At 74.6% G+C, this 14,106-nt stretch carries 13 protein-coding genes and 1 tRNA gene; 9 read left to right on the top strand and 5 right to left on the bottom strand.

Features of this window, described 5'->3' with window-relative positions; genetic code table 11:
- Positions 1–98 precede the first annotated feature (98 nt).
- The 5 genes from GY42_RS10700 (at position 99) to GY42_RS10680 (ending at position 7,028) form a co-directional block, all read left to right on the top strand.
- A complete protein-coding gene (locus tag GY42_RS10700) occupies positions 99–2,615 on the top strand; it encodes a glycoside hydrolase family 48 protein (protein WP_046529316.1) in 2,517 nt (838 codons plus the stop codon).
- A gap of 211 nt (positions 2,616–2,826) precedes the next feature.
- Positions 2,827–4,227, top strand: a complete 1,401-nt coding sequence (locus GY42_RS10695) for a sensor histidine kinase (protein WP_082131472.1) — start codon at positions 2,827–2,829, stop codon at positions 4,225–4,227.
- Positions 4,215–4,886 carry a response regulator transcription factor gene (locus tag GY42_RS10690; protein WP_046529315.1) on the top strand — a complete coding sequence of 224 codons (672 nt, stop codon included), beginning with the start codon at positions 4,215–4,217 and terminating at the stop codon, positions 4,884–4,886. Before GY42_RS10695 ends, GY42_RS10690 begins: the two co-directional genes overlap by 13 nt.
- Entirely contained in the window at positions 4,883–5,863 is a 981-nt protein-coding gene (locus GY42_RS10685; RefSeq protein WP_046529314.1) for a DUF4097 family beta strand repeat-containing protein, read from the top strand. The genes GY42_RS10690 and GY42_RS10685 overlap by 4 nt, the downstream gene beginning before the upstream one ends.
- 157 nt (positions 5,864–6,020) lie before the next feature.
- On the top strand, positions 6,021–7,028 hold the full coding sequence (locus tag GY42_RS10680) for a hypothetical protein (protein WP_046529313.1): 1,008 nt from the start codon (positions 6,021–6,023) through the stop codon (positions 7,026–7,028).
- Positions 7,029–7,106: 78 nt separating this feature from the next.
- On the opposite strand, the gene GY42_RS10675 is transcribed toward GY42_RS10680, so the two are convergent.
- From GY42_RS10675 to GY42_RS10665, 3 genes are all read right to left on the bottom strand, one after another.
- Positions 7,107–7,180: transfer RNA gene (locus tag GY42_RS10675), tRNA-Pro, on the bottom strand.
- 48 nt (positions 7,181–7,228) lie between these two features.
- Positions 7,229–8,200: a metallophosphoesterase gene (locus GY42_RS10670; protein ID WP_046529312.1), complete on the bottom strand. Its 972-nt coding sequence runs from the start codon at positions 8,198–8,200 to the stop codon at positions 7,229–7,231.
- Positions 8,197–10,734, bottom strand: coding sequence for a transglycosylase domain-containing protein (locus tag GY42_RS10665; RefSeq protein WP_046529311.1), 2,538 nt, complete (start codon positions 10,732–10,734; stop codon positions 8,197–8,199). The genes GY42_RS10670 and GY42_RS10665 overlap by 4 nt, the downstream gene beginning before the upstream one ends.
- A 184-nt stretch (positions 10,735–10,918) precedes the next feature.
- On the opposite strand from GY42_RS10665, the gene GY42_RS10660 reads away from it, so the two are divergent.
- The 3 genes from GY42_RS10660 to GY42_RS10655 all read left to right on the top strand — a co-directional run bounded on the left by GY42_RS10660 (position 10,919) and on the right by GY42_RS10655 (position 11,975).
- Positions 10,919–11,236: a WhiB family transcriptional regulator gene (locus GY42_RS10660; RefSeq protein ID WP_276209593.1), complete on the top strand. Its 318-nt coding sequence runs from the start codon at positions 10,919–10,921 to the stop codon at positions 11,234–11,236.
- Positions 11,237–11,322: 86 nt separating this feature from the next.
- Positions 11,323–11,481 carry a hypothetical protein gene (locus GY42_RS19610; RefSeq protein ID WP_163275479.1) on the top strand — a complete coding sequence of 53 codons (159 nt, stop codon included), beginning with the start codon at positions 11,323–11,325 and terminating at the stop codon, positions 11,479–11,481.
- Positions 11,481–11,975: a RidA family protein gene (locus GY42_RS10655; RefSeq protein ID WP_046529310.1), complete on the top strand. Its 495-nt coding sequence runs from the start codon at positions 11,481–11,483 to the stop codon at positions 11,973–11,975. The genes GY42_RS19610 and GY42_RS10655 overlap by 1 nt, the downstream gene beginning before the upstream one ends.
- 81 nt (positions 11,976–12,056) lie before the next feature.
- Here GY42_RS10655 and GY42_RS10650 read toward each other — a convergent pair whose 3' ends face one another.
- Together GY42_RS10650 and GY42_RS10645 are read right to left on the bottom strand one after the other, a co-directional pair.
- Entirely contained in the window at positions 12,057–12,734 is a 678-nt protein-coding gene (locus GY42_RS10650) for a Crp/Fnr family transcriptional regulator (protein ID WP_046529309.1), read from the bottom strand.
- A 130-nt stretch (positions 12,735–12,864) separates the two neighbouring features.
- Positions 12,865–13,281 (bottom strand): hypothetical protein, encoded by a 417-nt coding sequence (locus GY42_RS10645; protein ID WP_046529308.1) that lies wholly within the window; start codon positions 13,279–13,281, stop codon positions 12,865–12,867.
- A 117-nt stretch (positions 13,282–13,398) separates the two neighbouring features.
- On the opposite strand from GY42_RS10645, the gene nth reads away from it, so the two are divergent.
- Positions 13,399–14,097 carry an endonuclease III gene (nth, locus tag GY42_RS10640; protein ID WP_046529307.1) on the top strand — a complete coding sequence of 233 codons (699 nt, stop codon included), beginning with the start codon at positions 13,399–13,401 and terminating at the stop codon, positions 14,095–14,097.
- Positions 14,098–14,106: the final 9 nt, after the last annotated feature.

The raw sequence follows: 14,106 nt of genomic DNA, 5'->3' as shown, positions 1-14,106 counted from the left end.
TTCCTTCGTGCAGGACCGGGCGGCGGCACCGAGGCCGCCGCCCGGGCCCACGCCGGCACCGAGGCCGCGCGTGGTCGACGCCAGGAAAGGTTCGCACCATGACCTCACCCACCCGACGGCGCGCCGTCAGAGCGGCCTGGGCCGTCCTGACGAGCGTGACGCTCGTGGCCGCGGGCGGCGCGCAGGCCGCCTCCGCGCTGTCCGGCGGCGGGCCGGCCCCGGCCGCCGCCATCGTCAGCGACGAGTACAAGACGCGGTTCCTCGAGCAGTACGAGAAGATCAAGGACCCGGCCAACGGGTACTTCAGCGCGCAGGGCATCCCGTACCACGCGGTCGAGACCCTCATGGTCGAGGCGCCCGACTACGGGCACGAGACGACGTCGGAGACATACTCCTACTGGATCTGGCTCGAGGCCCTCTACGGGCAGGCCACCGGCGAGTGGGCACCGCTCAACGCCGCGTGGAAGAACCTCGAGACGTACATGATCCCGCAGAAGGAGGACCAGCCGACCAACGCGTCGTACGACGCGAGCAAGCCGGCCACGTACGCCGCCGAGTACAACCACCCGAGCAACTACCCGTCGCAGCTGAGCAGCGGCGTCTCGGTCGGCCGCGACCCGCTCGCCGCCGAGCTGCGCTCGGCGTACGGCTCGCCGGACATCTACCAGATGCACTGGCTGGGCGACGTCGACAACGTCTACGGCTTCGGCGCCGCACCCGGCCCGGGCTGCCAGCTCGGCCCGTCGCACCAGGGCATGTCGCTCATCAACACGTTCCAGCGCGGCCCGCAGGAGTCGGTGTGGGAGACCATCCCGCAGCCCACGTGCGACGACTTCACGTCGGGCGGGCGCAACGGGTTCCTCGACATCTTCACGGGTGACGCGTCGTACGCGAAGCAGTGGAAGTACACGTCGGCGTCCGACGCCGACGCGCGCGCGATCGAGGCCGTGTACTGGGCCAACAAGTGGGCCACCGAGCAGGGCAAGCAGGCGCAGGTCGCCGAGACCGTCGCCAAGGCGTCCAAGATGGGCGACTACCTGCGGTACACGCTGTTCGACAAGTACTTCAAGCAGATCGGCTGCACGTCGCCGTCCTGCCCGGCCGGCAGCAACCGCGAGTCCGCGCACTACCTGCTGTCCTGGTACATGGCGTGGGGCGGTGCGCTCGACACGTCGTCGCCGTGGTCGTGGCGCATCAGCTCGTCGCACGCGCACTTCGGCTACCAGAACCCGTTCGCCGCGTGGGCCCTGGCCAACGACCCGGCCCTGACGCCGAAGTCGCCGACCGCCAAGTCCGACTGGACGAAGGCGCTCGACCGGCAGCTCGAGTTCTACACGTGGCTGCAGTCGAGCAACGGTCCGATCGCCGGCGGCGCGACGAACAGCTGGGACGGCGCCTACGCGCAGCCCCCGGCCGGCACGCCGACGTTCTACGGCATGGCCTACACCGAGGCGCCCGTGTACGCCGACCCGCCGTCGAACCAGTGGTTCGGCATGCAGGCGTGGGGCGTCCAGCGCGTCGCCGAGCTCTACTACGAGACCGGCAACGCGAAGGCCAAGAAGATCCTCGACAAGTGGGCCGACTGGGTCGTCGACCACGTCGAGACCGACGGTGCGGACTGGTCGGTGCCGTCCGAGCTGACGTGGTCGGGCAAGCCCGACACGTGGAACCCGACCAACCCGGGGTCGAACGCCGGTCTCACGGTCACAGTCAAGAGCTCGGGCCAGGACGTCGGCGTCGCCGGCGACACGGCGCGCGCCCTGCTCTTCTACGCCGCCCGCTCGGGCGACACCGCGGCGCGCGACACCGCCAAGGACCTGCTCGACGCGATCTGGGAGCACAACCAGGACGGCCTGGGCGTCACCTCGGTCGAGACGCGCGGCGACTACCAGCGGTTCGACGACGTCTACACCGCGGGCGGCAACGGCGTGTTCGTGCCGAACGGCTGGTCGGGCACCATGCCCAACGGCGACCAGATCAAGCCGGGCGTGTCGTTCCTCGACATCCGGTCGTTCTACAAGCAGGACCCGCAGTGGTCGAAGGTCCAGGCGGCGCTGAACGGCGGGGCCGACCCGCAGTTCACGTACCACCGGTTCTGGGCGCAGACGGCCATCGCGGGCGCGCTGTCGGACTACCACCGCCTGTTCGAGAGCGACGGCACGACGCCCACGCCGACCCCGACGCCGACGGTCACCCCGACCCCGACGCCGACCGTGACGCCGACGCCCACCCCGACGCCGACCGTCACGCCCACGCCCACGGTCACGCCCACCCCGACCCCGACCCCGACGTCGACCGGTGCGTGCACCGTGAGGTACACGGCCAGCAGCTGGAACTCCGGCTTCACGGCCTCGGTGCGCGTGACCAACAACGGCACCACCGCGCTGAACGGGTGGAGCCTGCGGTTCACGTTCGCGAACGGGCAGACCGTCCAGCAGGGCTGGAGCGCGACCTGGTCGCAGTCCGGCACGAGCGTGACGGCCACCAACGCCGCGTGGAACGGCGCGCTCGCACCGGGCGCGTCGGTGGACATCGGCTTCAACGGCTCCCACTCGGGGACCAACACCGCGCCGACGTCCTTCACGCTGAACGGCGCGACCTGCGCCGTCGGCTGACGCACCCGCCGGCCCTGCGCCGGCGGACCTGACCGTGACCCCATGCACGGCAGGGGAGGGGCCGGTCCCGGGACGATCCCCGGGGCCGGCCCCTCGGTCGTGCCCGCCGCCGTCGTGACGGCAGCGGTGCCGGGGGTGGGGGCAGCCCTACCCCCGGTCCGTGGGCGAGCACGGGCGCGGGCGCCGCGCCCCGCGCCCTAGGTTCGTGGTCATGACCTCCGGCCCCGTCACCGCCCCGCCCCGCGCGGGCCGGTCCACCCCGTCCTCCACGGCCCTGCGCGACCCGTCCGACCACGTCCCGGCCGCCGTCGACGTGCAGCACGTCGCACCCGCGCTGCGCGGCGGCCGCGCGCTCCTGCTGGCCCCCGTCTCCGCCGCCACGTGGAGCGGCGCGGGTCAGCTCGCGGTCTCCACGCTCTTCACGGTGCTCGGCGCGATCCTGCTGATCACCGGTGTCGCGGTGGGCGTGGGCACCGCGCTCGTCGTGGTCGGCGTCCCGGTCCTGCTGGGCACGCTGGCGCTGGCCCGCGTCTACGGCCGCGTCGAGCGCACGCGGCTCGCCGCACAGCTCGGCGTGGTCGTGCCGCCGCCGTCGCCCGCGCCCGCCGGGTGGGGCCGGCGGTCGTGGTGGCCCCGTGCCCGCGACGACCGCGCGTGGCTCGCCGTCGCGCACGCCGCGGTCACGAGCGTCCTGACCTCGGTCGCGGTCCCGCTGGCCGCGTCGTTCGCGGCGGTGCCGTGGGTGCTGCTGGCGACGCCGTTCGTCGACGCCTCGCGGCAGCCGTTCGACGTGATCCGCGTGCCGGCGTACGTGGCGGTGCCGGTCGCGGTCGTGCTGCCCTGGGTGTCCGCGCTCGTCGTGCAGCTCACGACGCTCGCGCAGGTGCGGCTGGGTCGTGCGCTGCTGGGCGGCCGGTCGCGTGCCGACGTCGAGCGCGCCGCCCGCGAGGCCGAGACCCGCGCGAACGCGGCCGAGGGGCGTGCCGAGCACCTGCGCGAGACCCGCAGCGCGGCCGTGGACGCGGCCGACGACGAGCGCCGCCGCATCGAGCGCGACCTGCACGACGGCGCGCAGCAGCGCCTGGTCGCGCTGGGCGTCGAGCTCGGGGTCGCGCGCCGCGCCGCCGCGCACGACCCGCAGGCCGCGGTCGCGGCGGTCGACGCCGCGCACGGCGAGATCAAGGAGGTGCTCGCCGAGCTGCGCGACCTCGTGCGCGGCGTGCACCCGGCGGTGCTCACGGACCGCGGCCTCGACGCGGCGCTCTCGGCGCTCGCGGCGCGCAGCCCGGTGCCGGTCGACGTCGAGACGCGCGGCCTCGAGCCCGGCATGTGCGTGCAGGCCCAGGCCGCCGCGTACTTCGTGGTCGCCGAGGCGCTCACCAACGTCGCCAAGCACGCGCACGCCGCCCAGGTGGTGGTGCGGGCGACCGTGGCGGGCGACCGGTTGCGCGTCGAGGTCGCCGACGACGGCCGCGGCGGGGCCACCGCCGCACCCGGCGGCGGGCTCGACGGCCTGCGTCGCCGCGTCGAGGCGCTCGACGGCGCGTTCCTGCTGCTCAGCCCGGCGACGGGCGGCACCGTGCTCACCGTGGAGGTGCCGTGCGCATCGTGATCGCCGAGGACTCGGTCCTCCTGCTCGACGGGCTCACGCGGCTGCTGACCGCCGAGGGCCACGACGTCACCGGGTACCGCACGGCCGACGAGCTCGTCGCGGTGCTGGGCGACCCCGACGCGGACCTCCCGGACCTGCTGCTGACCGACGTCCGGATGCCGCCCACGCACACCGACGAGGGCCTGCGGGCCGCCGTCCACCTGCGCGGCCTGCACCGCGGGCTGCCGGTGCTGGTGCTCTCGCAGTACGTCGAGGCCCGCTACGCGCGGGAGCTGCTCGCGGCCGACGCCCGCGGCCTCGGGTACGTCCTCAAGGACCGCGTGGCCGACGTCGACGACTTCCTCGACGCGCTCGCGCGGGTCGCGGCCGGCGGCACGGTCGTCGACCCCGAGGTCGTCGCGCAGGTGTTCGCCCGGTCGCGGCGCAGCACGCTCGACGCGCTGACCCCCCGCGAGCGTGACGTCATCGGCCTGATGGCCGAGGGGCGGTCCAACGCGGCCATCGCCGAGCGCCTCGTCATCGGCCTGCCGGCCGTCGAGAAGCACGTCACGTCCATCCTCACCAAGCTCGACCTCCCGCCCGACGCGTCCGACCACCGCCGTGTGCTCGCGGTGCTGCGCTGGCTCGAGGACGCCCCCACGAACGGAACCCCGCGATGACCACGCCCACCACGCCCGCCGCACCCGCACCGGCTGCCGCCGACGCCCCGCCGCCCGTCGGCCGCCCGTCCCGCCGGGGGCGCGTCCTCACCATCGTCGGTGCCGTGCTCGCCGGCATCTGCGTCGCGCAGCTCGCGCAGCAGGGCCTCGCCGAGCTCACCGCGACGACCGAGACGACGACCGAGTCGGTGCCCGCCGCGAAGGTCGTCGAGATCGTCGCCGACGGGTCCGTCACGGTGCTCGCGACCACCGGCGACACGGTCGAGGTCGAGCGTCGGACGCGCGCCCTGTGGCGCACCCCGGACTCGTCCACCGAGCAGGGCGACGACCGCGTGGTGGTGCGCCACACGTGCGGGTGGCGCTTCATCGGCACGTGCCGCACGAGCACCTCGGTGCGCCTGCCCGAGGGCACCGACCTCGTGGTGCGCACGAGCGACGGCGACGTCGACGCGGAGGGCGCGCTCGCGGCGGCGACCGTGCGGACGTCGTCCGGGCACGTCACCGTCGTCGGGGCGCGCGGTGCGGTCACGGCGCGCTCGTCGGACGGCTCGGTGACGGTGTCCGACGTCGGTGGCGCCGTGCAGGCGCGGACCTCGTCGGGTCGCGTCGAGATCATCGGGGCGAGCGGTACGGTCGCGGCCCGTTCGTCGGACGGCGACGTCATGGTCCGCGACGCGGGCGGCGGCGTCGAGGCGCGCACGTCCTCGGGGCGCGTCGAGGTCGACGGCGCGGGCGGTGCGACGTCGGCGCGGTCGTCGGACGGTGCGGTGCTCGTCGCGGGCGTCGACGGCGACGTGAGCGCCGTGACGAGCAGCGGGCGCGTCACCGTGCACGGCACGGGTGTCCCGGTCGCGCTGGACATGAGCACGAGCAGCGGTCGCCAGACCGTCGACGCACCGACCGACCCGGGTGCGTCGCGCTCCGTGACGATCCGGTCGTCCGACGGCGACGTGTCCTACCTGGGGCCGCGCGGCTGAGCGGCGCGTCGTGCGGTGCGCAACTCGTGTGCGCACCGCACGACGCCCGGGTGAGCGTGGGGGCCGTGCGTGCGCACGGCCCCCACGGGTCGTCCGCGCGTCCCAGCCGACGCCCCGCCGACGACCCCGCCGGCGTCCCGCCGACGAGAGGCCCCGCATGCCGTCCGACCCTGCCCCGTCGTCCGACCCCGCCCCGTCGTCCGTCGCCGCGCTGCGGGCCGTGCTGCGCGAGCGCACCGGCCCGGACGCGGACGTCGACCCCGCGCCCCTGCACGACTCGTCGCCCGTGCACGCCGCCCGGTTGGGCGACGGCACGCGCGTGGTCGTCAAGCCCGCGCTCGACGACGGCCCCGGGCAGCGTGCGCTCACGGCGTGGGCGCGTGCCCTGGTCGCCGCGGGCGTCGGCGCCGTGGCCCCGGTCGACGGCCTGCCGGTGCCGATCGCGGTGCCCGGCCCGGAGGGCGTCGAGCACCGTGTCGCGTACCCCTTCGTCGACGGACGTCCGGTGCGCCTGCCCGACGACCTCGCGCTGCTCGGTGACCTGCTCGGGCGCCTGCACGCCGCGTCCGCGCCGCTCGCCGACGACCCGGCGCTCGCGGACCTGCCGCGCTTCGCGTGGCCCGAGCACGACGCCGCGTCGGTCGCCGAGGACGTCGACGCGATCGCCGGCGTGGTCGCCCGGCTGGGGCTGCCCGACGAGGTCGCGGCCCGCTGGGCCGACGAGCTCGAGGGGTTCTGGGACGCGCAGCTGACGCGCGTGCGGGACGCGGCGCTGCCCGCCTGGCCGGTCGCGCTCGACGTGCGCGCGGTCAACGTCGTCGTGGGCGACGACGGCCCGGTCATGGTGGACCTCGAGAACGGCGAGGTCGCGCCGCGTCTGCTCGACCTCGCGTACACGGCGCTCTTCGCGGGTCACGAGGCGGGCCCGGCGGCGCTGCCTGACGCACGCGAGTGGGCGGTGCTGCGCGACGCGTACCTCGCGGTCGCGCCGCCGCTGACGCCCGCCGAGCGCGCGCGGTGGGAGGACGCGCTGGTGTACATGCGCCTCGAGTGGGGCACGTGGATGCTCACCGCGGGCACCGACGACGCGGAGTGGGCCGACCCGGCCCGTCGCGGCTACCTCACCGACCTGCTGCTGCTCGAACCGGGGCGCTGGCCGCTCTGACCCGCGGGGCCCGGGAACGCGAAGAGGCCGGACCCTGAGGGTCCGGCCTCTTGCGTCGGTGCCCGTGGACACCGTCTGTCGGGGTGGCGGGATTTGAACCCACGACCTCTTCGTCCCGAACGAAGCGCGCTACCAAGCTGCGCCACACCCCGGTGGAGCCTGGTAAGGATAGCCGACGAGCGGCCCGGACACGAAATGCGTCAGGGCGACGTGAGTGTGAGGAGCGTCGCCTCGGGCCGGCACGCGAACCGCACGGGCGCGTACGGCGACGTGCCGAGGCCCGCCGACACGTGCAGCCACGATGACCCCGCGCCGGCCGGGCGGTCGGGCCGCGCACCCGGCCAGCCGTGCAGACCCTTGGCGCGCCGCAGGTCGAGGTCGCAGTTGGTGGTGAGCGCGCCGAGGAACGGCACCGCGAGCTGGCCGCCGTGCGTGTGCCCGGCGATCGTCAGGTCGACGCCGTCGGCGTGCATCGCGTCGAGCACACGGCGGTACGGCGCGTGCGTCACGCCCAGGTGCAGGTCGACCGCGGGGGACCTGCCGTCGGACGTCCGCGCGTCGTCCGGGCCGCCCGCGGGCGGCATGCGGTCACGGTCGAGGTGCGCGTCGTCCGTCCCCACGAACGACAGCGTGCGGCCGTCGACCTCGAGCACGTCGCGGCGGTTCGACAGGTCGATCCAGCCCGCGCCCGTCAGCCGCGCGACGAGCTCGCGCCACGGCAGCGCGACGGGCGGCCCGGCCGGTGTGCGGCGCGCGTCGGGCAGCAGGTAGCGCGCCGGGTTCTTGAACGACGGCGCGACGTAGTCGTTGGAACCGAGCACGAACGCGCCCGGCAGCTGCAGCAGCGGCTCGAACGCGCGCAGCAGCGCAGGCATCGCCTCGAGGTGCGCCCAGTTGTCACCCGTGTCGACCACGAGGTGCGGGTCGAGCGACGCCAGGTCGCGCACCCAGTCGACCTTGCGGTGCTGCCCGGGCGTCAGGTGCAGGTCCGACACGTGCAGGATCCGCAGCGGGTCCTGCCCCGCCGGCAGGACCGGCACGGTCACCTCGCGCAGCGCGTACCAGCGCACCTCGACGAGCGAGGCCCACGCGAGCGCGGCGGCGCCGGCGAGCGCGAGCCCGCCGGCCGCGCGCAGCGCACCCGCGCCGGGGTGCGCGGTGCGCGCCGTCACGGGTTCTGGTTCCCGGGGTTGCCCTGACCGTTGTTGCCGCCGGGGCCGCGCCCGTTACCGGGCCCGCCGGGCTGGCCGCCTCCTCCGCCGGGCTGGCCACCGCCCGGCGCGGCCGGGTCGGGCGCCGGGGGCTGACCGTTCGACAGCGTCAGCGTGATCGTCGCCCCGCGCGTCGCGCTCGACGCGGACTGCTGCGCGACCGTCCCCGCCGGGTACGGCGACTGGACCTGCTCGCCCGAGACCGACACCCGGAAGCCCGCGCGCTCGAGCGCGCTGCGCGCGTCGGACTCGGACCGTCCGACGACGGACGGCACGGACACGCGCTCGCCGAAGACCTCGCGGTCGCCGGCGTTGCTGAACCCGGGGTTCTCGGCGCCTGCGAGCACCTGCGTCATGAACCGGCTCCACGTGGGCCCGGCGATGGACGAGCCGTACGGGCCGCGGTAGTAGGTGCGGCCGTTGATCGTCTGACGGTTCATCGAGCGCATCTCGCCCGGGAACCCGACCCAGACGGCGGTGGCGCGCAGCGGCGTGTAGCCGACGAACCAGTTGTACTCGTTGCTCGAGGTGGTGCCGGTCTTGCCCGCGGCGGGGAACGGCGGCTTCGCGATGTCCTTGCCGGTGCCGGTCCAGACGTTGCTCAGCGCGAAGTTGATGGCCGACGCGTACTTGGGGTCGATGGCCCCGTCGCGGCAGTCCGCGCTGGGCACGGGCAGCTCGGCGCCGGTCGAGTCGACGATGCTCGTGATCGCGACCGGCTTGCAGTAGGTGCCGTTAGCCGCGAACGTCGCGTAGGCGGCCGCCATCTGCAGCGGCGACGTCGAGTTGGTGCCGAGGACCGACGACGGGTACGGGCTGAACGGCACGTCGCCCATCGGGCGGCCCTCGAGGTCGTTCGCGTTCGGGTTGCCGGCGCGGGTCACCCCGAGGTCGGCGGCGCCCTGCATGATGTTGCACAGGTCGAGCTGCTGGGCCATCGCGATGTACGCGGAGTTGACCGAGTTCTTCGTCGCGTCGATGACGGTCTGGTTGATGGCTCTGCCGCCCTCGGAGTTCCGGAACGGGTACTCACCCGTGAGGCGTCCGCTGCACGACGCCGTGAACTCGCTGTTGTTGTACTTCAGGCGCGTGCCGTTGACCGTCTCCTGCAGCGCGTGCCCCTGCTTGAGCCACTCGAGCAGCGTGAACACCTTGAACGTCGACCCCGGGGCGAAGCCGCCCGATCCGCCGTACCGGTAGCTCGTGTTGTAGTTGACCGACGTCTCGCGCTCGCCCTGGTTCTGCAGCGCCGAGTAGGTGCGGTTCTGCGCCATCGCGGTGATCTTGCCGGTGCGGGGCTCGACCGAGACGATCGCGGAGGCGACCCCGGACGGGTCGTCGACCGGCACGCCGTTCTTCACCTCGGCGTCGGCGACGGCCTGCTCGCCGGGGACGAGCGTGGTCGTGATGGTGAGGCCGCCGCGGTAGAGCCTGTTCGTGCGCTCGGCCGCGGTCTCGCCGAAGACGGGGTCGTTCCCGATGACCTTGGTGACGTAGTCGCAGAAGAACCCGGACCCGGGCACGGCGTCGCCGGCCGTCATGCAGCCCTGCCGCAGCGGCTGCACGTTGAGGGTGTCCTGCACGGGGGTCGCGAGCCCGGTGTCGAGCTCCTCCTGCGTGATGAAGCCCTCGCGGTGCATGTCGCGCAGGACGCGGTCGCGGCGGGTCTGCGACGTCTTGTAGCGCGCCTGGTGCTCCTCCTCGGTCTGCGAGGCCGCGCCGACCGGGTCCCACTTCGCGGGCGACTGCGTGATGCCGGCGATGGTCGCGGACTGCAGGTAGTTGAGCTGGCTCGCGGGGATCCCGAAGTAGTACTGCGCCGCGGACTCGACCCCGTACACCGACGAGCCGAACGCCGCGATGTTGAGGTACTTCTCGAGGATCTCGTCCTTGGACATGTTCTTCTCGAGCGTGATGGCGATCTTCGCCTCGCGGAGCTTGCGCGCGATGCCCGGCAGGCCCTCGCTCTCCTGCGCCTCGCGCGTGAGCCGGTCGCGCTCCTCCTTGGTCTCGGCCCGGAGCGCGGCGTCGACGAAGACGTTCTTGACGTACTGCTGCGTCAGCGTCGACGCGCCGCCGCCGTCGCCGCCGGCGAGCGTGGCGATCGCCGCGCGCAGCATGCCCTGCGGGTCGACGCCCGCGTGCTCGTAGAACCGGCGGTCCTCGACCGCGACGACCGCCTTCTGCATGATCGGGGCGATCTCGCTGAGCGGCACCACCACGCGGTTCTGGTAGAAGAACGTCGCGAGCAGCGTGCCGTCGGCCGCGAGGATCTCCGACTTCTGCGGCAGCGTCCGCTGCTCGAGCTCGCTGGGCACCTCGTCGAACGCCGTGGCGGACATGGTCGCCACGCCGTTGGCGGCCGCGACGCCGGGCAGCACGAGGCCCGCCGTGAGCAGGCCGCCGATCCCGGCGACGAGGACGAAGGACAGGAGCAGCGCCAGCGCCTGGACGGCGTTGACCTGGCGTCCACGCGAGCGGGCAGGGTTCGGCATACCCGTGAGGGTACCGGCGGCGCCTGACCCCGGGCCCTCGGCTCCTTGCTCGGCGCCTCACCTCCACCGGACCTGCACACCCGGACGGGGCCGTCCGGCGGAAAGACACTTCCGGGGGCTCGTCAGGGGCGCCTGCGGGCCAGTACCTTCGGCGACACGCTGGGACGACACGCGGAGGTTCACGGTGGCAGGGCAGGGGGCGCAGGGGGTGCAGGTGCACGACGGGCACTGGACGGCTCGGGCGCAGTGCGGTCAGGGCAAGGTGGCCCCGGACGCGCTGTTCGTCGAGGGGGCGGCGCAGCGGGACGCGCGGGAGGTGTGCCACCGGTGCCCGGTGCGGCTCGAGTGCCTCGCCGACGCGCTCGACAGCCGCGCCGACTTCGGCGTGTGGGGCGGCATGACCGAGCGTGAGCGTCGCGCGCTGCTGCGCCGCCGCCCCGAGGTGGTCTCGTGGCGGGCCGAGCTGGTCGACGCCGACGACATGGCGGTCCTCGGCGTGTGAGCGCTACCACGACGCCCGCGGGGCAGGTGCGTCGAGGCCTCGGGGCGGGGTGCCGGCGCGATGTCGCCCGCGGCTAGGGTGGGCGCATGGCGACCCAGTGGGAGTACGCGACCGTTCCGCTCATCATCCACGCCACCAAGGCGATCCTCGACCAGTGGGGCTCCGACGGGTGGGAGCTCGTCACGGTGATCCAGGGTCCCGACGCGGGGCTCGTGGCGTACCTCAAGCGGCCCAAGGGCGCCTGATGGCGACGTCGCGCGTCGCGGCCCGCCTCGCGGAGCTCGGCCTGACGCTGCCCGACGTCGCGGCACCCGTCGCCGCCTACGTCCCCGCCGTGCGCTCCGGTGCGCACGTGTGGACCTCGGGGCAGCTGCCGTTCGTCGCCGGCACGCTCGCGGCCACGGGCAAGGTCGGCGCGGCCGTCGACGTCGAGACGGCGACGGACCTCGCGCGCACGGCGGCGCTCAACGCGCTCGCGGCGGTCGGTGCGCTGCTCGCGGCGGAGGAGGGGGGCGACCCCGTCGCCGCGCTCGACCGCGTCACGCGCGTCGTCAAGGTCGTCGGGTTCGTCGCGAGCGACGCGGGCTTCACCGCGCAGCCCGCCGTGGTCAACGGGGCGAGCCACCTGCTGCACGACGTCCTCGGGGACGTGGGCGTGCACGCGCGCTCGGCGGTCGGCGTCGCGGTGCTGCCGCTGGACTCCCCGGTCGAGGTCGAGCTGGTCGTCGAGACGGCCTGACCGCCTCCGGCGTCGGCGCCGGACGACGAGGGGCCCGGTCCGCCTGCGCGGATCCGGGCCCCGTCGTCGTCGGGCGTGGCCTCAGCGCGCGCGGCGCTCGAGACGGTCGACGTCGAGCAGCACGACCGCGCGGCCCTCGCGGCGCACCCAGCCGCGGGCGGCGAAGTCCGCGAGCGCCTTGTTCACCGTCTCGCGCGACGCGCCGACGAGCTGCGCGAGCTCCTCCTGCGTGAGGTCGTGCGCGACGCGGATGCCCTCGTCGACGGGCTGGCCGAACCGCGTCGACAGGTCCAGCAGCGCCTTGGCGACGCGACCGGGCACGTCGGAGAACACGAGGTCGGCGAGCGCCTCGTTGGTGCGACGCAGCCGGCGCGCGAGCGCCTGCAGCAGGTGCTCGGCGACCGTCGGCTTGTCCGCGAGCCACGCCACGAGGTCGTGGTGCCCGAGCTCGAGCACGACCGCGTCGGCGACCACCGTCGCGGTCGCGGTGCGCGGCCCCGGGTCGAACAGCGACAGCTCGCCGAACATCTCGCCCGGGCCGAGCACGGCGAGCAGGTTCTCGCGGCCGTCGTTCGACCGGCGTCCGAGCTTGATCTTCCCGTCCCGCACGAGGTACAGCCGGTCGCCCGGCTCGCCCTCGTGGAACAGCACCTCGCCGCGCGTGACGTCGAGGACCTTCATCGACGCGATCAGCGCGGTCGACGACCCCTCGTCCATGCCCGCGAACAGCGGTGCCGTCAGCACGATGTCCTCCGCCACGGCGGTCCCTTCTCCTCTTCCCGCGGAACCGCGGGCGTGCATCGCGTCCGACGCTCACGGCCGGACGCCCCGTCCGCCAGTGTGCCCCATCCGGGGCCCGCCGCGCGCCCGCGGGCGCACCGGGCGTCGGTCAGCGGCCCTCGACGGAGCGTGTGCGCCGCCGCGCCGCGGCGGTGGGGTCGGCGGCCACGTGCGCCACCAGGCGCGAGGTCGTGCGGGCGAGCGCCTCCAGCACGCCCGCCTCGTAGCGCGCGAGCTGCGCGTCGAGCGACCGCAGCTGCGGAAGCGCTCCCACGTCGTGCCCCGTCGTCCCCTCGCCGAGCGTCGCGCGCAGCTCGTCGGGCCGCGGCACCTCGAGCGCGACCTCGAGCGGCAGCGCGAACGCGACGTGCTCGCCGAGCGGCCCGGGCGTCGCCGCCCCCGCGACCGCGAGGTCGATCCGGGCACGCACCAGGCGCCGCCACCAGGCCACGAGGTCGCGCTCTGCGCGCAGCGCCCGACGCTCCAGGCGCAGGTCGTGGAGCGGTCGCTCGACGCGGGACGGCATGACCCTGGTTCGGCGGGCGACGGCCCCGCCTTGACCGTTCCGCGACGGATCACCCGATCTCTTCACCCGCTGGGAGCAACGGGAACGCTTGCCTGTGACCGGCTTTACTCTCGAGGCATGGCGCCCACCCGTGCAGAGACCGCGCTCGCGCGCACGCGCCGCGCGCGACGGATCGACCGGGTGCTGGCCGAGCGCTACCCCGACGCACGCTGCGAGCTCGACTTCCGGAACCCCTTCGAGCTGCTCGTCGCGACCGTGCTGTCCGCCCAGACCACCGACGTGCGGGTCAACCTCACGACCCCCGAGCTGTTCGCGCGGTGGCCCGACGCGCAGGCGATGGCCGGCGCCGACCCGAGCGAGCTCGAGGAGGTCCTGCGCCCCACCGGGTTCTTCCGCGCCAAGGCCCGCTCGCTCACCGGCATCGGGCGCGCGCTCGCCGAGCGGTTCGGCGGCGAGGTGCCCGCGCGCCTCGAGGACCTCGTGACGCTGCCCGGCGTGGGCCGCAAGACCGCGAACGTCGTGCTGGGCAACGCGTTCGGCGTGCCGGGCCTCACGGTCGACACGCACGTGCAGCGGCTCTCGCACCGTCTGGGGTACACGACGAGCGACGACCCGGTGGTGATCGAGGCCGAGCTGGGGGCGCTGCTGGAGCGCCGCGACTGGACCATGGCGTCGCACCGGCTGATCTTCCACGGTCGGCGCACGTGCTTCGCGCGGCGACCCGCGTGCGGTGCGTGCCCGGTCGCGTCGCTGTGCCCGTCGGCAGGCATCGGCGAGACCGACCCCGTGCGGGCCGAGGCGATGCTCAAGGGCTGACCGGAGCCC

The organism is Cellulomonas sp. FA1 (genome assembly GCF_000986825.1).
Classification (GTDB): domain Bacteria; phylum Actinomycetota; class Actinomycetes; order Actinomycetales; family Cellulomonadaceae; genus Cellulomonas; species Cellulomonas iranensis.
Note: the sequence above shows the minus strand (reverse complement) of the source record. Positions and strands in the feature narration are given on the sequence as shown.

What these genes read in the sequence shown, in the direction of transcription:
- GY42_RS10700 (WP_046529316.1), top strand. Translation starts at nt 99, where the DNA reads ATGACCTCACCCACCCGACGGCGCGCCGTCAGAGCGGCCTGGGCCGTC.
- GY42_RS10695 (WP_082131472.1), top strand. Translation starts at nt 2,827, where the DNA reads ATGACCTCCGGCCCCGTCACCGCCCCGCCCCGCGCGGGCCGGTCCACC.
- GY42_RS10685 (WP_046529314.1), top strand. Translation starts at nt 4,883, where the DNA reads ATGACCACGCCCACCACGCCCGCCGCACCCGCACCGGCTGCCGCCGAC.
- GY42_RS10680 (WP_046529313.1), top strand. Translation starts at nt 6,021, where the DNA reads ATGCCGTCCGACCCTGCCCCGTCGTCCGACCCCGCCCCGTCGTCCGTC.
- GY42_RS10665 (WP_046529311.1), bottom strand. Translation starts at nt 10,734, where the DNA reads ATGCCGAACCCTGCCCGCTCGCGTGGACGCCAGGTCAACGCCGTCCAG.
- GY42_RS19610 (WP_163275479.1), top strand. Translation starts at nt 11,323, where the DNA reads ATGGCGACCCAGTGGGAGTACGCGACCGTTCCGCTCATCATCCACGCC.
- GY42_RS10655 (WP_046529310.1), top strand. Translation starts at nt 11,481, where the DNA reads ATGGCGACGTCGCGCGTCGCGGCCCGCCTCGCGGAGCTCGGCCTGACG.
- GY42_RS10645 (WP_046529308.1), bottom strand. Translation starts at nt 13,281, where the DNA reads ATGCCGTCCCGCGTCGAGCGACCGCTCCACGACCTGCGCCTGGAGCGT.
- nth (WP_046529307.1), top strand. Translation starts at nt 13,399, where the DNA reads ATGGCGCCCACCCGTGCAGAGACCGCGCTCGCGCGCACGCGCCGCGCG.